General features: G+C 57.0%; 11 protein-coding genes. 9 read left to right on the forward strand and 2 right to left on the reverse strand.

Annotated elements, in window-relative coordinates; translation table 11 throughout:
- Positions 1 to 394: 394 nt before the first annotated feature.
- The 5 genes from JMF94_RS09270 to JMF94_RS09290 all read left to right on the forward strand — a co-directional run bounded on the left by JMF94_RS09270 (position 395) and on the right by JMF94_RS09290 (position 9,941).
- Positions 395 to 1,795 carry a TolC family protein gene (locus JMF94_RS09270; RefSeq protein ID WP_240824827.1) on the forward strand — a complete coding sequence of 467 codons (1,401 nt, stop codon included), beginning with the start codon at positions 395 to 397 and terminating at the stop codon, positions 1,793 to 1,795.
- A 220-nt stretch (positions 1,796 to 2,015) separates the two neighbouring features.
- Positions 2,016 to 4,367: a type I secretion system permease/ATPase gene (locus tag JMF94_RS09275; RefSeq protein ID WP_240824828.1), complete on the forward strand. Its 2,352-nt coding sequence runs from the start codon at positions 2,016 to 2,018 to the stop codon at positions 4,365 to 4,367.
- A 74-nt stretch (positions 4,368 to 4,441) separates the two neighbouring features.
- Positions 4,442 to 6,403 carry an HlyD family type I secretion periplasmic adaptor subunit gene (locus tag JMF94_RS09280; protein WP_240824829.1) on the forward strand — a complete coding sequence of 654 codons (1,962 nt, stop codon included), beginning with the start codon at positions 4,442 to 4,444 and terminating at the stop codon, positions 6,401 to 6,403.
- A 106-nt stretch (positions 6,404 to 6,509) separates the two neighbouring features.
- Positions 6,510 to 8,645, forward strand: coding sequence for an HD domain-containing phosphohydrolase (locus JMF94_RS09285; protein WP_240824830.1), 2,136 nt, complete (start codon positions 6,510 to 6,512; stop codon positions 8,643 to 8,645).
- 18 nt (positions 8,646 to 8,663) lie between these two features.
- A complete protein-coding gene (locus tag JMF94_RS09290) occupies positions 8,664 to 9,941 on the forward strand; it encodes a glycosyltransferase (RefSeq protein ID WP_240824831.1) in 1,278 nt (425 codons plus the stop codon).
- Positions 9,942 to 10,013: 72 nt separating this feature from the next.
- Here the strand turns inward: JMF94_RS09290 and JMF94_RS09295 are convergent, their stop codons facing one another.
- A complete protein-coding gene (locus JMF94_RS09295) occupies positions 10,014 to 11,651 on the reverse strand; it encodes a bifunctional diguanylate cyclase/phosphodiesterase (RefSeq protein ID WP_240824832.1) in 1,638 nt (545 codons plus the stop codon).
- A gap of 316 nt (positions 11,652 to 11,967) precedes the next feature.
- Positions 11,968 to 13,074: an alanine--glyoxylate aminotransferase family protein gene (locus tag JMF94_RS09300; RefSeq protein ID WP_240824833.1), complete on the reverse strand. Its 1,107-nt coding sequence runs from the start codon at positions 13,072 to 13,074 to the stop codon at positions 11,968 to 11,970.
- Between the two features lie 276 nt (positions 13,075 to 13,350).
- Between JMF94_RS09300 and JMF94_RS09305 the strand changes: the two genes are divergently transcribed.
- From JMF94_RS09305 to JMF94_RS09320, 4 genes are all read left to right on the forward strand, one after another.
- Entirely contained in the window at positions 13,351 to 14,340 is a 990-nt protein-coding gene (locus JMF94_RS09305; RefSeq protein WP_240824834.1) for an ABC transporter substrate-binding protein, read from the forward strand.
- A gap of 140 nt (positions 14,341 to 14,480) precedes the next feature.
- Positions 14,481 to 15,536, forward strand: a complete 1,056-nt coding sequence (locus JMF94_RS09310; RefSeq protein WP_240824835.1) for an ABC transporter ATP-binding protein — start codon at positions 14,481 to 14,483, stop codon at positions 15,534 to 15,536.
- A 93-nt stretch (positions 15,537 to 15,629) separates the two neighbouring features.
- The gene (locus tag JMF94_RS09315) at positions 15,630 to 17,321 is read left to right on the forward strand and encodes an iron ABC transporter permease (RefSeq protein ID WP_240824836.1); all 1,692 of its coding nucleotides are present in this window, start codon (positions 15,630 to 15,632) and stop codon (positions 17,319 to 17,321) included.
- Positions 17,322 to 17,323: 2 nt separating this feature from the next.
- Entirely contained in the window at positions 17,324 to 18,388 is a 1,065-nt protein-coding gene (locus JMF94_RS09320) for an ABC transporter ATP-binding protein (protein ID WP_240824837.1), read from the forward strand.
- Positions 18,389 to 18,727: the final 339 nt, after the last annotated feature.

Raw genomic sequence — 18,727 nt, forward strand, 5'->3', positions numbered from 1 at the left:
TCGAGTAACAGGCCCTTATAGGGCCTAATCAAACCGCCCCTTGAAGGGGCGGTGCTGATTGCGAAGCGGCATGCGCCTGACGCAGAGCCGTCACCGTTGCGGGGCAGCATGGCTGCTGCGTGCTCTGTCAGATTTGAAAAGCAATCAAATATCTACTATGCAAAGTTATTGCGAGTAAATATAGTTCTGGTAGTTGCCTTTTGCAGTTTCCGGCCCTTTGAAAGGTATCTAAATATCTTGCAGGACTGGGACTAAGTGGTTACAGCTAATAAAAGGCATGTCGTTATATGGGTGGGGAAGGGACTCTGCCATCTGTGTAATGTGGTCCATACTGGTCGATATGCCACAAGCGGGAGAATGCGGACGGTGCATTCTTCAAGCTGAGGAGTCAACCGTGAAACAGATTATCTGGGGAGCACTTTTTTCCCTGCTTTTGGCAACGGCGGCCACTGCGGCTGAAACCGGTTATCCCCCGCCCCCGCCAGCGGGGAAGCCGCTTTCGGTCGAGGACTCCATCTATGGAGTGTTGCGTAATCACCACAATCTGCGGGGCATGATTGAAAACCGCGAGGTGCTGGATCATGAAGTGAGGCGCGCTCAGGCTGGCTTTGGCCCCCGTGTTGACGTTACAGGGCAGGCTGGTGGCAGCGTCTTGAGCGATTCAAGCACCCGCAGCCAGAACCTTGATTCGCAGATGTGGGGCAAGGTGGGCTATAGCGCCCAGCTTGTGCAACCCATATGGGATGGTTTTGCCACCCGTTCGCGCGTTCGCACTGCCAAATCCACTCTTGAATCCCAGAAATACCGTGTATTCGATACGGCGACATCGCTTTCTCTTGATGCGATTATCGCCCATATAGATTTGCTACGCCGCAGGAAAATCTACGAGCTTTCCGAAGAAAACGTGGCTCATCACAAGTCTCTTGTGGGGCAGGCCCAGGATCGCGCCAGCCTTGGCGCGGACACTGCCGCCGACGTAACCCAGGCGCAGTCGCGCTTGCAACGGGCGCTTTCAAGCCTTTCTGAAGCCAAGGCATCCCTGCTTGTGGCCGAGGAAACCTATACCCGGCTTACCGGGTTGCCAGCGGCCAGCCGTTTGCAGACCGTGACCATGCCGCCCCAGCTTTACACCGCATCGCAGGCTGTTCTGGAAAAGGCCAAAAAAAGCAATCCCAAACTCGCCGCCTACTTGCAGGATATCCGTGCTTCGCGCGCCGAGCGCGAACTTGCGGATTCGGCTTTTTCTCCCGCCCTCAATCTCGAAGCAGGCCCCAACTATACCAACCTTGGCGGCACAAGTGATCGTTGGGTCTACAGTTTTGACGTCATGGGCGTAGTGCGCTGGAATATTTTCAACAGCGGGGCAGACGTGGCTGAACGCCGCGCTGCTTCAGCCCGCATGCGTCAGTCGCGTCAGGTGATGTACAACTTTATTGATGATCTCAAGCTGGATGTGGACAGCACCTGGATCAACTATCTTGCTGCCCAGGAACAGTACAATCATTATTCCAAAGCCATAGAGTACAACAAGTACACGCGCACCGCCTATATCGAACAGTTCCAGATTGGCAAGCGCAGTATTCTGGATGTGCTGGATACAGAAAGTGAGCTGTACAATTCTGCAACCCAGGCGGAAACAGCCCGTGGCAATATTCTTGTGGGCGCGTACAGGCTGTCGGCGCTCACGGGCAATATGCTGCCAGAAATGTCCATTAATACAGGACCGCTTGGACAGAGCGCGCCCAAAGAGCCGGAAGATCCTCGCGAGGAGTTCGCTCCTGGCTGGTTCAACTGATAAACCCTTCTGCATGCCCCGGTTAAGCCGGGGCATGCGGCGCTTTTTTAAGGGCGCAAATCCTTCTTTACCAGGCCGGGATAATTGGCTGACCCATGCGGCGCGCCTTGCGACTCTGGGCTGTCGAGTGAATTCCCTCAAGGTAGGGGCTTTGCCGCTCTGCGCGCTGATAACGAAAAGATGATGCCGAGTTATCCCCATCAGCATCAATGGAATATGCATGGATACAAATTCTGCGGATTCAGAAGAAAAGGCACGGCCCACATCACCTGAACAGGAATCCGGCGACAGCCGGGCTCCCCAAAAGACAGCAGACATGACACCGGGGCAAGCCTCCGGCGTTGCAGAACACGGCACAACCCAAGCGCCGCGCACCGCGCCGGGCATGGGCCCGTTGCGCCCTTCAGACGTGGACTTCATGCCCGGCTTGTTGCGCAGTCTTTCGGTCCTGATGCGCCTGCGCGGGCGGGCAGTGTCGCCGCATGTGCTCATGGCCGGGCTTTCGGGCAGCAAGGTAACGCCTCAGGCCTGCCTGCGGGCGGCCCGCAAGGCGGGACTGGCCGGGCGTATCGCCTATCGGCCTGATATCGCAGATATTCCAGGCCTTGTGCTGCCGTGCATTCTGTTGCTCTCCCACGACCGCTCGTGCGTGCTCACCGCCCTTGACGGCGACATGGCCGAGGTGGTTTTTCCCGAAACAAGCGAAAGTTCCCAGTTGGTGCCAGTAGAGGCCTTGACGGACGAATACTCCGGCTATGCGCTCTTTGCCGCAGTGGAAGCAGCGCCGGATGACCGTTCCGAACGCCTCAGCATCGCTCGTGGCAAGCGCTGGTTCTGGGATGTGCTGCGGTATTACGCGCCCATCTACAGACACGTGGCCCTGGCCAGCGTGGTCATCAATCTCATTGCCGTGGGCAGCCCGCTGTTTGTGATGAATGTCTATGACCGCGTGGTTCCCAATAATGCCATAGAAACATTGTGGGTGCTGGCAAGCGGCATCTGCATCATCTATCTTTTCAATTTTCTGCTTTCGGCCCTGCGTACACATTTTGTTGATGTGGCTGGTCGCAATGCGGATATCGTTCTCTCCAGTTCGCTGGTGGAAAAGGTGCTTTCCATGCGGCTGGACGCCAAGCCCGAATCCACGGGCGCGCTGGTCAACAACCTGCGCGAATTTGAGCAACTGCGCGAATTTTTCAGTTCCTCTAGTCTGCTTGCCTGCATTGATCTGCCTTTTCTTGTTATTTTTCTATTGCTTACGGCCTTCATTGGCGGCCCTATGGTGCTGCTGTCCATTGGGGCCATGCCCATCATGATCGGCATAGGCCTGCTGCTCCAGCACCGTTCGCGCATGAGCGCCGAGGCCAGCTACAAGCAGAATATGCAAAAAAACGCCCTGCTGGTGGAAATAGTGGGCGGGCTGGAAACGCTCAAGTCCTGCATGGCCGAAAGCCGCATGCAGAAGCTGTGGGAATCTGTGGTGGGCCTTTCGGCTCGCTCCAACAGTGAATCCCGCAAATATAACAACCTTGCGGTCACATCTTCCATGCTCATTACCCAGCTGGTTACTGTGGCCATGGTGGTGTGGGGCGTGTACCGCATATCTGATGGCCTCATGACCATGGGCGCGCTTATCGGCTGCAATATTTTGGTGGGGCGCACCATGGCCCCGCTGCTCCAGATGGCCTCCCTGCTCACCCGTTTGCAAAATTCGCATGTGGCCCTCAAGGCACTGGACATGCTGATGATGCTGCCTTCTGAAAATCAGATGGAAAAAACCTGCATGGATTTTGGCATGCTGCGGCCTTCGTTCGCTCTTGAAGGGGTTTCTTTTGCCTATCCCCGGCAGGAACGTCTGGCTCTGGAGCATGTTTCACTGCGCATTGAGCCGGGTGAACGCGTGGGCATTATCGGACCCATGGGATCGGGCAAAAGCACCCTGTCAAAGCTCCTTATTGGTCTCTATCAGCCCAAGGAAGGGGCGGTGAAGTTTGGCGATGTGGACATCAGGCAGATTCCCAGCATGGAACTGCGTGCCCGCGTGGGCGTGCTGCCGCAGGATGTGGTGCTGTTTTACGGCAGCATTCGCGACAATATTGCCCTTGGGGATCCCACCATCAACGACCACCTCATTCTGCGCGCCGCCTCCCTGGCTGGCGTCACAGACTTTTTGCGCAATAATCCCGCTGGCTTTGCCGCGCAGGTGGGCGAGCAGGGCAAGGCGCTTTCTGGCGGGCAGCGTCAGGCAGTGGCCCTGGCGCGCGCTCTGGTGCGCGACCCTGAGGTGCTCATTCTTGACGAACCCACCAGCAATATGGACACGGATTCAGAAATGCTGCTGCAACAAAGACTGCAATCGGTCATTGGCGGGCGCACCCTTGTTCTTGTGACCCACCGGCTCTCCATGCTGCGTATAGTGGATCGGCTCATTGTCATGGAAGGCGGACAGATCAAACTGGACGGCCCTCGCGACGCAGTGTTGCAAAGTCTGCGCGACCGCTCGAAAAAGAACGTGACCAATGTGCAGCAGGCCGCACCGCAGGAAAAATCTGCTGATGCCGCAACGGGCTGAAGTTTTTGACTTTGCTGAAAAGTTTTGGCTTTTTGTTTTGAAATGACCGCCCAGCGGTTTTTGGAGAAGGGCGCATGCAGTTGCCACAGAAAACTATGGATATGACCGGGGCTGAAAATCAGCCAGAACAGAAAGCAGGGGCGCAATGCGGCACGTCAAAGCCCGATGTGCTCCTGCCCCGAGGTGTGGAGCCTTCGGTCTTTCCGCAGCCGGGCGGCATGCCGGGTATGCCCTTTGGCTCGCATTTTTCACGGCCCAATGTTGACGTGCCGCTGCCAGCCATGCCCGGCAGCGAGAACGTGCATGAATCTGCTGCTGATTCTGGCGCAACCGCCTCGTTTGGGTCAGGTTTGGATGCGGGCGCTGGCCGTTTGCCTGATCTGGACACGTTGATGGCCGATCTGGGTCAGAGTGCCAGCGACATGCAGCCCCTGGGGCTGGATGCTGCCGCCGCCAAAAAGAAAGAACCGAGTAATCTCGAGCTTTTTTTGCGTCAGTTGCTGATGGGCGGGGAGCACGAACAACGCCCGGATAAAAGCTTGCGGCAGTCGTTGCACGAAACTGTAGAAAGAATTTTGGGCAAGGGCGGTCAGCAGGGAGCTGGCGCCATGACGGGCGGGCAGCAGCAGGGCAATCCTGGCCTGTTCGCAGCCATGGACGCGCCCCTGCGCGGCCTGACGCCCGATGATATCCTTTTTGCCAACGAGGTGGACGCGGCCCTCGCCCGGCGGCCCAAGTTCGGCGTGCGCGCGCTGTCCATCAGCGTGGGCGCGTTTTTTCTATGTCTGATCATCTGGGCGGCCGTTGCCAGCGTAGATGAAGTGACCCATGCGGAAGGTTCGGTTGTAGGTTCGCAGCGCACCCAGACCATCCAGAACCTTGAGGGCGGCATCCTGCGCGCAGTGCTTGTGCATGAGGGGCAGATTGTGGACAAGGGGGCGGTGCTGGCGCAACTGGACAATGAGATGGCCGAAAGCGCCTACCGCGACGCTGTAAACAAGGCCATGGAAAACAGCCTCGCCATCATCCGCCTTGAAGCTGAGATCAAGGGGGACAAGCCTGTTTTTCCAGAAAATTTTGACATGTGGGCAGAAAAAGTCATTGGCCGCAGGGTGGAAGCCGGCATGCTGGGGCGCATCCACCAGATCATTCAGGATCAGGAAAATGCATGGCACAGCCGCCGCGAGCAGCTCAACGCGGAAATTGATGTCCTACAGTCCCAGTATGTGCAGCGTCTGCATGATGTGGAAGAACTGACTGCCCGCAAGGTGCAGCTTGACCGCAGCCTCGAGCTTTCCATCGAGCAAAAGAATACGGCCTACGCCCTTGTGCAGCGCAACAATTTTTCCAAGTTGGAATACCTCGGCATGCAGCAAAAGGTTGTGGAATTGCAGGGTCAGATAGATTCCCTTGCCGCCACAATACCCAAGGCCAAGGCCGCAGCGGACGAATCCAAGCAGCGCATAGCATCCCGCAGGGCCGAGCAGGTCGCTGCTGTTACTGACGAAATCAACAAGCGCAGGCAGGAACTCAATTCCCTGCGCGAAAATCTTTCGGCAGGGCGCGACCGCGTAACCCGTACAGAACTGCGCGCTCCTGTGCGCAGCACTGTCAAGCAGATATACATTTCCACAGTGGGCGGCGTGGTCAAACCCGGCGAACCCATCATGGATCTTGTGCCGCTTGACGACACTCTGGTGGTGGAGGCCAAGGTCAAACCGCAAGATGTTGCCTTTCTGCGTCCGGGACAGAATGTCATGGTCAAGGTTTCAGCCTATGATTTCTCCATTTACGGCGGGATTGAAGGCAAGCTTGAATCCATCAGCGCCGATACCATTGAAGATAAAAGAGGCGAGCACTTTTATCTTGTAAAGATCCGCACCCAGAAAAATGCCATTGTCTACCACAACGAGTCTCTTCCCATCATGCCGGGCATGGTGGTGACGGCAGACATTATGATTGGCAAAAAAACCGTGCTGGATTATCTGCTCAAGCCCATTCTCAAGGCTAAGCAGAACGCCCTGCGCGAGCGCTAGGGCGAAAATGCGCTGACAGGCTTTGGCCTTGCCGTAAACCAGTATTTCAAGGGTTAATGATCCGCTGCAGATTTGTTGAGACGCTCCGCCAGATGAAGGAAAATATATGGCACCCCAAGAACTGACTCTCCCAGGCGTAGCCCAGCGCAACCGCAAGGCGGCGCTGACCATGTCGGCACTGTTTGTGCTGGCGCTCTGCCTGATTTTTATTTTTGCACGTTGGTATCTGCATGATTCGCGTGCCCACCTGCTGCGTGAAATGGGGCAGGACATGAACTCGCAGGCCTCGGGCAAGGTGGCCTTGCTCACCGTGTGGTCTGGCACCCTTGCCGGTCAGGTAAATATTTTTGTCACGCAGGATATGCTGCGGCTGTTCGCCGCAGAGGTTGCAAGTGCGGGCGTGTCCGCCACGGATATGTTGCAGATGGCCCGGCAAAGCCAGAATGGGGCCGAAGCGGATACGGCGCCCCTGGCGAGCACTGCCAGCAACAGTGACCCTCTGAAAAAAATTGCCCCGCGTCTTCCGTTGATGGTCAACTATCTCAGAGACTTCATGGAGAAAAACAGTTTCAGCGGCGCGAGCCTGGTTAATACAGACATGCAGATGTACCTCGCCCCTGAGGGCGTGCAGCCGCCAGATGAGGAACAGCGGCCCTATTTGCAGCAGGCCCTGAACAACAAACAGCCCGTTCTTATGCCTGTGCGGCGCGAAAATGGCAGACTTGTCATGGATATGGCCTTTCCCATTTTTGCGCCCCTGTATGTGGATTCAACCGGGGGGAGGGTGGTTTCCCTGCTGCTGGCCACCTACAGCGTCCTGCCTGTAACTGCTGCGGCCACTGGCGAAGCGGGCAATGGCACCCAGTACAATACATTTATTCTTCAATCTTTTGGTGAAAGGCTGCAACGCATAGCACCTACTGAAGTGTCGGGCGTGTCGGATTTGCCCGGCTGGTCGCTGCATGACGAAAAGCTGCCGCTCGGCACACGTATTGATCCCGGCCTGCCGGAAGGCGAGCGCGAGATATACGGGCTTGCCCTGCCCGTGCCCAACCTGCCCTGGCTTGTGGAGCAAACCTTGCCCGTGCGGCGTATTGATGAACGATTTGCCGGCATAAAGCAGAATGTTGTTGTGGCTTCACTGATCATGGCTGCGCTGGTTGGCGGTCTGCTGGCCGCCCTGTGGTGGAGCCTTGTGAGCCGTAACGAGCGCGCCGTGGCGGAGCAGATGCACAAGCTCTATCTGGTGGTCAACCAGCAAAAGCAGATCATGGACGGCGTAAATTCCGCCCTGTCGGCAGGCATTGTGCTCAACGACCTGAACGGCGTCATCCACTACGTCAACCAGAGCTTTGCCCGTTTGTGCGGCAGGGAAAAAGCCACGGAGCTGCGCGGGCTGAAATATTCCGAGCTGGATATGGAACTTGCCCGCAGCCTTGTAACCCATACGCTGGCCGTACACAGGGCGGGTGAACCCTTCAGCTTTGCCGAAGCCCTGCTGGTGGATGGCAAGCTGCGCTATTATCTTACCTCCTGCACTCCGTTTCGGGATGAAAACGGGCGGCTTTCAGGCATGGTCTCCGTATACAGTGACATGACGGATATTGCCGTGGCGCAGCAGCGTTCGCAGCAAATGGTTGCCCAGACCGTCAACGCTTTCGTCAAGGCCATCGAGGCCGTGGATACCTATCTGCGCGGGCAGTCGGCCTTTACCGCGCAGTTGGCGGTTTCTCTGGCCTGCGGGCTTGGCCGCAGCGATGCGGAAACCCTTGCCACCCTGCGCACGGCAGCCAACCTTTCGCATGTGGGCATGATCCAGTTGCCCAAGGATCTGCTCACCAAGACAGGCGCGCTCTCGGCGCAGGAACGGGAATTGCTGCAACAGCATGTGGAATTTGCCCGCGAGGCCCTGGCAGACATAGACTTTGGCCTGCCGGTGCTGGAGGCCATCACCCAGATGTACGAGCGACTGGACGGCAGCGGTTATCCCCTTGCCCTGAATGATGGGGCCATCTGTCTGAACGCCCGGATTCTGGCGGTTGCCAATACCTTCTGCGCGCTTATGCGGCCACGCTCCTACCGTGAGGCGCACAGTACGGAAGATGCCCTGAATATCCTGTCCGAAACTCCGCCCAAGTATGACGCCTCGGTTGTGGGCTCTTTACGGGCTTTTCTGGAGACAGAGCAGGGTATGGCCTTTCTGGAGCATTTGCTTGGCGATCCTCAGCCAAACAGCGCCTAATAGGTACAGGGGTTAACAATGCGCATTCTTTTTTTGAATTCTGTTTTTCCTGGCCGCTTTCGTTCTCTTGCCCAGGCCTTTGGCGCATCCCAGAACAATACCGTGCTGTTTCTTGCAGAAACCGGGCAAAAACTTGCCATTCCCGGTGTGCGGCGGCTGCGTTTGGCGCCGCCTGCGCCCTATGAAAGCGACGACCCGGCAGAAAAGGAAATCGTGACGCGCCTGCGGCGTGGCGCGCGGGCGGGCAATGCCCTGCTGTCGTTGCGGAGAAACGGTTTTGTCCCAGATATCATCTGCGCTGCGGCAAGCATGGGCGGCAGTTTTTACGTGCGCGACATCTTCCCCAAGGCTTTTTATGTGGCTCAGGGCGACTGGTTTTACAACAATGGCGAGAGCCACTGCTTTTTTACGCGTGGCAACCCCCGCCCCCCGGCGGACTTTGCCCCCCTGCGGGTGTGCAATCTGTGGGAATACAACGCGTTGGGCGAATGCCAGCTTGCCGTTACCTCCTCCCTCTGGCAACGCGCCCAGTACCCCCCCGCGCTGCAACGCGACATAAAGGTTGTGCCCAGCGGCATCAACACGCGCTTTTTTATGCCCGGCGAGGAAAAAAAGGATGGCGATGCCGCAGGCGACGGCGTTGCTGATTCCTGGGGATGCGCAAGCAATGAGCTGGTGACCTTTTGCGGCCCCATGCACGACCCCGCGCGCGGCTTTGACCAGTTCCGCAAGTGCCTGCCGCGCCTGCTTGAATTGCGTCCTAACTGCCTTGTGGTGCTGGCCTGGCTTGATATTGCCCAGACCGGGCGCAAACAGGGTGGCGGCTCAGATACGCCAGCCGAATGCACCGAGACCGGCAAGGCCATGCGCCGTGCGGTAGATATTCTGGGCATAGATCAGAGCTTCCGGGCGCGTGTGCACCTGCTTGGCGCGCGTTCGCTCAAGGAATATCGGGCCATGCTGCAACATTCCACCGCTCATGTGTATCTGGCCGCGCCGCATGTGTTTTCCACCGGTTTGCTTGAGGCCATGGCCTGCGGTTCACTGGTTGTGGCATCGGACACGCCGCCTGTGCGCGAAGTGGTACAGGACGGTGTAAACGGCTTTTTGTGCGAATTCTGGGATCATGAAAACATGGCGCAAAAACTGGCTGATGTGCTGGCGCGGGCTCCGCAACTGGGGCATGTACGGCGTAATGCACGGCAAACGGTGCTGCGTTCGTATGATGCGGATGTGCAGACGCGCAGATTTATGGATCTCATCAGCGCAAGCATGAAGGGCAGTGCAGAAGGCTGACATCGGGCCAGCCGGGACGACTTTGCTGCACCGGGCAGTATGCTGCGCGGGTTTGACCGGCTATAGCCTGGCTTATAAGCCCTGCATGGCGAGCCTTGCTTCAAATTCGTGCGAAGGCTCGGGCTTGGCGTAAAAAAAGCCCTGCGCCGTATAGCAGCCCAGCTTCATGATGATGGCAGACTGTTCAGCTGTTTCCACACCTTCGCTAATGACATTCATGCCAAGATCCGAAGCCAGGCGAATGATATTGCCAAGCACGATCTGCGCCCTTTGGCCCGGCAGGTCGCGCTGGATGAAGCTACGGTCAATCTTGAGGCAGTCCGCGTCAAGCATCTGCACAATACCGAGGGACGAATAGCCCGCGCCAAAATCGTCGATGGCCGTTTTGAAGCCCATTTCCTTCAGTTGAACGATCTGTAGCCAGACAGCTTCAGGGTTGTTCATGATGGCGCTTTCGGTGATTTCCACTTCCAGCAGGTGGCGCGGCACGGAATAGCGGTCGGCAATATCCGCAAGCCGCTGGGTAAAGTGGGGGCGGTCAAAATGCAGCCGCGAAAAATTGCAGGAAACCGTATGCAGCGGAAGGTTGCGCGTCTTCCAGCTACGCAGGTTGCGGCAGACCTGCTCAAATACAAAAAAATCAATGGACGTTACAAGGCCGTTGCGTTCAAACATGGGGATAAAACTGCCCGGCAGCAGCATTCCCCGTGAGGGATGATTCCACCGCACCAGCGCCTCGCTGCCGGTAATGGCCCCCGTGCGCATGTCTACCTTGGCCTGATACCACACCTGCATTTCACCGTTGGTCAGGGCGTCTTCCAGCTTGCCGTTCAGTTCATGGCTCAGCAGGGCCTCCTGCCGCATATGCTCATTGTAGAGCACCATGGGAATGCCGGACGAGCGCTTGGCTTCCAGCCGCGCATAGTTGGCCAGATCCAGCATGAGCTGCATGTCCCTTTCCTGCTCCCTGGGTACGCAGTAGGCCCCGTAGACGGTGCGCACCGTGTAGGGCAGTGCCTGACTTCGCCGCCATTCGTCCAGTTCCTTGTCCATTTCGCGGACTCTGCCCGATAGCTGCTCCCATGTATCAAACCGCAGGAGCATGACAAAGAGATCAGAGGATATTCTGGCGCAACACTCTTCTGGCAGAATGTTACGCTGCAAAATTGCCGCATAGGCCTGCAACAGGCTGTCGCCCATGCCAAAACCGAACTGGTCGTTGATTGTCTTGAACTGGCAGATATCGCCGGAAAGCAGCATGTAGTCAGAGGTGACCTGGGTTGTTATGAGGCTGTCGCAGAGCACCTTGAATTTTTCCATGTTGGGCAGGCCGGTCAGTTCATCCTTGTTCATCTGGGCTTCCATGCGGCAGATACGGCTGCACTTGCAGCCCAGGCAGTAGAGCAGAAAAATGATGACGCTCAGGAAAAAGGCAATGAGGCCGCCAACAACCTTGAAGGGACGTTTTTGAATTGAGCAGTTTATGCTCCGGTCAATGCGGGCTGCAAAGGAGTGCTCTTCTTCCGGCGGGTACACCGGCAAGCCTGCCTGATCGTTGAATGGAGAGGACGGTGGAGAGGCTGGTGCATTTGCCGAGGGCCTGTTCTGCGCGGTTGTGGCATCAGCGGCTGTCTGCGTTGGCATCAGGCCCGCAAAAAGGCAGCAGAGCAGAAGGATCAGCAGGGAAAGGCGGAGGCGAAGTGTCTTCATGTGACGTTTTCCCCGGTCTTCCTGGCGTGGGAGTGCTGCCAAAGGTTGTGAATATCTCCATGGTGGAATGGCTGCGGTCATGCACAAACCGGAACCAAGAGCGCCCTTTGCATCCTGCGTCAAAGGAAGCCAACGTAATCAATATAGGGTGCTGCTCGGGAAAAAGTCAAACGCTGCCCGGAAGGGCGGAGTTGTCGCCAAGGCGGAGCCTGAGGCTTCAGGAGATGGAGGACGCTCTGCGCGTTTTGCCCCCCGGCTGGCAATCTGGACGCAATCGGGGCGCAGGTCTGGGCCGGGGGGCAGGGAAGTTAACGTGCTACAGGCAGGCGGCTACCGCCGCCACAAGTCGGTCAATGGGCTCTTCGCGCGCGCCTTCGCCCATGACGCCAACGCGCAGCACCTTGCCAGCAAGGGCGCCAAGGCCGCCAGCCACTTCAATCTTGTGATCCTTGCGCAGGCTGGCGCGCAGGGCATTGGCGTCCACGCCTTCGGGCGGCACAAACAGGTTGACCTGGGGCGCGGCCCCCTCAGTCACATAGGGCTTGAAGCCAAGCTTGCCCATGCCCTGCTTGAGCCTTTCGTGCATGGCCTGATGCCGCGCAAACGAGGCCTCCAGGCCTTCGGCCAGCAGATTGTCCAGGGCCTGATGCAGGCCATAGTACATATTGATGGGGGCAGTATGGTGATAGGTACGGGGTGTGCCTTCCCAGTATTTGCGGATAAGCGGCACATCCAGATACCAGTTGGGTATCTTGGTCTTGCGGCGCGCCATGGCCTCCATGGCAGCCTCGGAAAACGAAGCAGGCGCAAGGCCGGGAGGGGTGGAAAGGCATTTTTGCGAACCGCTGTAAAAAGCGTCGATGCCCCATTCGTCCACGCGCACATCCACGCCGCCCAGACCGGCCACGCTGTCCACCAAAAAGAGTGTATCGCTGTTTTTGACCAGCGCGCCGAGTTCAGCCACAGGGTTGTTCACGCCAGTGGATGTTTCGGCATGCACCACAGCAAGAATCTTGTAATTCTTCTGCGCCAGCTGTTTTTTCACCGCGTCCACAGAGATGGGCGCGCCCCACGCGCATTCCACAGTGTCTACCAGCGCGCCAAGGCGCGAGGCCACTTCAACCATACGCGAGCAGAACAGGCCGTTGTTGACAATAAGCACGTTGTCGCCGTGCTCCACCAGGTTGACAAAGCAGGCTTCCATGCCAGCGGAGCCTGTACCTGAAATGGGAAACGTCACGGCATTGCGTGTTTTGCACACAGCGCGAAGCTGCTCTTGCAGGGCGTCCATAACCTTGATGCAGTCAGGGTCAAGGTGCCCGAGAGTGGGCAGGCTCATGGCCTCAAGCACGTTGGCCGCAACCGGGCTGGGGCCGGGGGCCATCAGAAGCACATGGTCCAGTGTTCCGAAAACCGTGGTCATGACAATCTCCTGGTTTGTGTGGGGGCCTGCGCAGGCAGGCCCATGCCGGGCGCTTGTTGCGACGGCGGATAGAGAACGCTACCACGCATGGAAATGTTTCGGAACCGTCTTGCGGGGGGCTTGTCCGATACTGGACTGACAGAAGAGCCTGCAGGATAAAAACGCATTGTCTTCATCGCCTGCATTGGCTACCTTTGAGAAAAATTCCGGCAGGATGTAAGAATTGGTCGGAACGTGATCGGTTTTCAGCGAACATTCAAAAGGAGCGAATGACAGATGAAACGAATCAGCATTCTCTTTATTGCTGCCGTCTTCTTGGCGGGCTCGGCGTTTTCGGCTTTTGCAGCCGAAAAACTGGTGGTCTACACCTCCATGAAGGAATCTATTATTGGTTCGCTCAAAGAGGCTTTTGTAAAAAAATATCCTGATATCGCTATGGATTATCAGTCTGCTGGCGCGGGCAAGCTCATGGCGAAAATTGCCACCGAGCGTCAGTCGGGCAAGATCATGGCCGACATTATCTGGACAAGTGAAGTGCCGGACTTCTTTAACATGAAGTCCGAGGGCATTCTGGAAAAATACGATTCCCCCGAGCTGAAGAACGTCATCAATCCTTTCCCGGATTTTGACGGCTCGTTCACGGCAATTCGCCTGGGTACGCTTGGCATCGCCTACAACAAACGCCATGTGAAGGAAGCTCCCGCCCAATGGAGCGACATGATGAAGCCCGAATTCAAAAAAGCCTTTGGCATTGCCAATCCGGCGCTTTCCGGCACGTCCTACATGAGCATTCAGTTGCTGGTGGACAAGTTCGGCTGGGAATACATAGAAAATGTCCATAAAAATGGGGCGCGCATGGGCAAGGGGTCCGGTCAGGTCATTGACGACACTGCTTCCGGCGATCTTCTGGCCTGCATCGGCGTAGATTATATCGTGAACGACAAAATCAAGAAGGGCGCAGACCTTGCTCTGGTCTACCCGCCTGAAATGCTGGTGATCCCCAGCCCCGCAGCCATTTTCAAGGGTACCCCCAACCTGGAAGCGGCCAAGAAGTTTGTGGACTTTTTGCTTTCAGAAGAAGGACAGAAGATTCTGGCCGATCAGGGAACCCTGCCCGTGCGCAAGGGCATTGTGCCCCCGGCGGAATTTGGTCTGCCCACCAGTGAAAAGGCCTTTGAACGCGGTATAAAAATTGATTACCAGCATATTTTGAGTGAAAAGGAAGCCACTGTTAAAAAATTTACAGATATTATGATGTCGAAATAGTGACGGAAACGTTACAATTTTGCGTCCTGCTCCCGCGCGGTTACGCCGCGCGGGAGGTCTGAATCAGCCACGGGCGAGCCTGCCGGAGAGAAACCGGCAGGCGCTGTCCGACAGCGCGCACAGCGCAAGCGGGAATTTTCATGGCAGAAATACTTCTTGAAAACATATCAAAATCCTTTGGCGACCATACGGTCCTTAAGGATTTATCTCTTGCGGTGCGGGACGGCGAATGCTTCACCCTCATCGGGCCTTCCGGCTGCGGCAAAACCGTGTTGCTGCGCATCATGGCTGGTTTTGAAACACTGGATGCCGGGCGCATGAGCATTGGCGGCGAAGTGGTGGCGGATGCCGAGAGCGGCACTGCCCTACCGCCCGAGCAGCGCAGCCTTGGCGTTGTGTTTCAGGACTATGCCGTGTGGCCGCACATGACGGTGCGCCAGAACGTGGGCTATCCCCTCAAGATTGCCCGGCGCGATACCGCAGAGGCTGCGGCCCTGGTGCAAAAAAGCATTGACGATGTGAACCTCACCGGCATGGAAGATCGCCTTCCCTCCCAGCTTTCGGGCGGGCAGCAGCAGCGGGTGGCCCTGGCCCGCGCCCTGGTGGCCCAGCCCAGCCTCTTGCTGCTGGATGAGCCGCTGAACAACCTTGATGCCAACCTGCGTGAAGAAATGCGCTTTGAAATCAAAGCGCTGCAAAAAAATCTGGGCGTGACCATCCTGTATGTCACCCACGATCAGGAAATCGCGCTGGCCATATCTGACCGCATGGCCCTGCTGGACGAGCGGGGGGCCATCCGTCAGATAGGTACGCCGGAAGATCTCTTTGCCACCCCGGCAGACGAATTTGTTTTCTCCTTTCTGGGCATGAGCAATTTTTTGCGGGCAACCGTGGACGGCGGAGTAGCGACCATTGACGGGCATGTTTTTCCCCTTGCGCCGCAGGCTGGTCTTGCTGGCGAGGTACGGGTGGGATTTCGTCCGTCAGATGTGCAACTGGGCCGTCAGGGCCAGGGGTTGCGGGCAACGGTGCGCCGCGCCAGCTTTTTGGGCGCGTTCACCGATTATCAGCTTGACGTGTGCGGCCAGCAGGTGCGCACGGCGGTGGATACCCATGAGGCCTTGGCCCGCGACCTCTTGCTGCACGAAGGGGACGAATGCGTCATTAACCTTCGTGGAGCGCATTGGTTCAGCTAGGTTGGATTTTGCAGCAGCGCGCCGCGCAGCGTGCCGGACAATCCGGCTGGCAGGATATGGGGCGCAGGATTACTCCAAATTTGGCGGTCAGGTATGCAAGCAGTCAGACAACAGCGTTCGTGGGGCGTGGCAGAGGTGATTCTGCTCCTCTCCATTGCTATTTTGGTTATCGTGGTCGTGGTGCCGGTGGCGCTCATCTTTTTCAACGCCTTTTTTGTAAACGGGCAGTTCAACGCGGCGGATCTGGTAAAAACCCTCAGCGAGGGCGAAACCTATCAGGCATTGATGAACTCGCTGTTTATCGCCAGCGGCGTAACCCTCTGCGCCACCACCGTGGGGACGTTCTTTGCATGGCTGGTGACGCGCACGGACATTCCTTACAAGGGCTTTATGAAGAGCATGTTTCTTGTACCATTCATGCTGCCCTCGTTTATCGGCGCACTGGCCTGGAAGATGCTGCTCTCGCCGCGCGCGGGCTACATCAACAGGCTCTGGCGCGATGTCACAGGTGCGGAAGATGCCCTGTTCAACATCTTTTCTTACGCGGGCATCATTTCCATTGAAACCATGTATCTTTTCCCCTTTGTGTTCATTCAGGTGTGCGGCGCGCTTGAGCGCATGGATCCCACCCTGGAGGAATCGGCCCGGATTTCGGGCGCAGGCCTGTTTACCATCACCCGCAAGATAACCCTGCCTCTGGTGCTGCCCAGCATCCTCTCGGGCGCGCTGCTCATCATGCTGTATTCCATGGCGCACTTTGGCACCGTGGCTGTGCTTGGCATTGAGGTGGGCATCTACAACATCCCCACGCTGATTTACGAACGCATCCATGAGAGCGCGGGCAGTTTTGCCTCCATCCGTACCGGCACGGTGCTGGCCTCGGTGCTGGTTGTTACGGCAGGCCTGATTATCTGGCTGCAACGCAAGGTGCTGGGGTCTGGCAAATACCAGATCATCGGGGGCAAGAGCTTCCGGCCCATGGAACTCAAGTTGCGCGGTCTGCGCACGCCTCTGTTTGTGTTCTGCCTGCTGTACATAGCCATCACCATTGTGCTGCCCACTGTGACCATCTTTCTTGTGGGCGGGCTTAAAACCTACGGCGTGCCCATCACCTGGGAAAATCTGTCGCTCGACAACTACAAGTACGTGCTTTTTGAGTGGGATCAGACCCAGCAGGCCATCAAGAACAGTATCGGCCTCGGCCTGGCTGCCGCCACCATCACCATGTTTGCGGGCGTCATGATTTCTTACGTCATTGTAAAGATGCAGGTGCGGGGCAAGGGCTTTCTGGAGTTTCTGGGCATGTTGCCTTTTTCCGTGCCCGGCTCGGTCATCGCCCTTGGCGTGATACTGGCCTGGAGCGGACGCTTTGGCGTGAATCTTTACAACACCATCTGGATTATCCTTATCGCCTATATTGCGCGGTATATGGCCTTTTCGCTCAAGGCCAACTCGGCGGCGCTGGAACAGGTGCATGATTCGCTGGTGGAAGCGGCCCGCGCCTGCGGTGCAAGCATGTGGCAGGCCCTGCGCGATGTGGTGCTGCCCCTGGTGCGGCCCGGCATGGTTGCGGCTTTCTTTCTGATCTTCTTGCCTGCGCTGCGCGAACTGACGGTTTCGGTCATGCTGTACGGCACAACCAGCCGTACCATCGGCGTGGCCATCTACACCCTCAATGAAGACGGCGAAACCGTGACCTCGGCGGCTCTGGCCGGCATTGCCCTCATTCTTATCGTGACGGGGCAGAGCATTATCAACCATTTCGCCAAGTCCAGGCAGGCCTGATTATGTCCATTACACTCAGCAATGTTAGCAAGTATTTTGGCAAGGTTAAGGCTGTTTCTTCCCTGAATCTCGAGATCGGCGATGGCGAATGTTTCTCCATGCTCGGGCCTTCGGGCTGCGGCAAAACCACGACCCTGCGCATGGTGGCGGGCTTTGAGGATCTGGACGAGGGCGAAATCAGCGTGAACGGCAAGCTGCTTTCGTCCGGCGCCAAAAAATACTATCTGCCGCCTGAAAAACGAGATTTCGGCATGGTGTTTCAGGCCTTTGCCGTGTGGCCGCACATGAGTGTGTATGAAAACGTGGCCTTTCCGCTGCGCATCAAAAAGATCGGCTCGGCGGAGCTGCACAAACGCACCACCGATGCCTTGCGGCATACCAACCTGCTGGATGTTGCGCAAAAAAGCCCTGCGGATCTTTCCGGCGGTGGCAAGCAGCGCGTGGCTCTTGCCCGGGCGCTGGCCATCAATCCTTCAGTCATGTTGCTGGACGAACCGCTTTCAAGCCTCGATCCTCATCTGCGTGAAGAAATGCGCTTTGAAATCAAGGAGCTGCAAAAGATTTACGGTTTCTCCATCATGTATGTGACTCACGATCAGTCGGAGGCCATGGCGCTTTCTGACCGCATCCTGGTGATGAAGAACGGCGTGGTGCAGCAGGTGGCCTCGCCTCTGGAGGTCTACACCCGGCCCGCCAACCGTTTTGTGTTTAGCTTTATAGGCTTGTCCAACTTTACGGAAATGGCGGTAACGGCAAGCCATATGCAGCTTGACGGCGTAAGTGCCGACTTCCCGGCGGGGTGCGTTCCTGATGCCGCCATTGTGCAGGCCGGGCGCGGCGTGGTTGCCAGCCGCCCCAATGAAATTGATTTCGTGGATGAAGGCGGCGTACCCGGCATTGTGGAACGGCGTACATTCTTGGGCGAACAGCTCGACTATCAGGTGCGTGTGGGCGAGCAGTGCGTGCGGGTGCAGAAAGGGCGGTACGCCCGAGGCCCGCAGGAAGGAGAAAACTGTCGCCTGCATTTTTTGAAACCCCTGTGGTTCCCCCTGGATGCTGCCACCTAGCAGTGTGGTTCGCCTATACACCAGATATATTTGCCTCTGATTATGGCCATGCGTTTTTGAGAAGATGCGCATGGCCGTTTTGCATTCTGGAAACAGTGGCTGGCAGGGAAAGTCCAGATTTGCATCTGCGGCGGCAGAGAAACAGGCGGTGAAAAATTTTTTAACCGACATCCCTTTGACAGATTGTAAGCCAGCAGCGCGGAAATTTGGATGTGTTCCGCAAAAAAATGACACTGTGACAGGTATGTGTCAGAATTTTTTTTTATATCTAGATTTTATTTAACCTGCTTAAATATAGATAGATATGCAATATTGAGCCAAAGTTGCTCTTTTTTGGTA

The sequence above is a fragment of the Desulfovibrio sp. UIB00 genome (assembly GCF_022508225.1).
Classification (GTDB): Bacteria; Desulfobacterota; Desulfovibrionia; order Desulfovibrionales; family Desulfovibrionaceae; genus Desulfovibrio.

What these genes read in the sequence shown, in the direction of transcription:
- JMF94_RS09305 (WP_240824834.1), top strand. Translation starts at nt 13,351, where the DNA reads ATGAAACGAATCAGCATTCTCTTTATTGCTGCCGTCTTCTTGGCGGGC.
- JMF94_RS09280 (WP_240824829.1), top strand. Translation starts at nt 4,442, where the DNA reads ATGCAGTTGCCACAGAAAACTATGGATATGACCGGGGCTGAAAATCAG.
- JMF94_RS09295 (WP_240824832.1), bottom strand. Translation starts at nt 11,651, where the DNA reads ATGAAGACACTTCGCCTCCGCCTTTCCCTGCTGATCCTTCTGCTCTGC.
- JMF94_RS09310 (WP_240824835.1), top strand. Translation starts at nt 14,481, where the DNA reads ATGGCAGAAATACTTCTTGAAAACATATCAAAATCCTTTGGCGACCAT.
- JMF94_RS09290 (WP_240824831.1), top strand. Translation starts at nt 8,664, where the DNA reads ATGCGCATTCTTTTTTTGAATTCTGTTTTTCCTGGCCGCTTTCGTTCT.
- JMF94_RS09320 (WP_240824837.1), top strand. Translation starts at nt 17,324, where the DNA reads ATGTCCATTACACTCAGCAATGTTAGCAAGTATTTTGGCAAGGTTAAG.
- JMF94_RS09300 (WP_240824833.1), bottom strand. Translation starts at nt 13,074, where the DNA reads ATGACCACGGTTTTCGGAACACTGGACCATGTGCTTCTGATGGCCCCC.
- JMF94_RS09285 (WP_240824830.1), top strand. Translation starts at nt 6,510, where the DNA reads ATGGCACCCCAAGAACTGACTCTCCCAGGCGTAGCCCAGCGCAACCGC.
- JMF94_RS09315 (WP_240824836.1), top strand. Translation starts at nt 15,630, where the DNA reads ATGCAAGCAGTCAGACAACAGCGTTCGTGGGGCGTGGCAGAGGTGATT.
- JMF94_RS09275 (WP_240824828.1), top strand. Translation starts at nt 2,016, where the DNA reads ATGGATACAAATTCTGCGGATTCAGAAGAAAAGGCACGGCCCACATCA.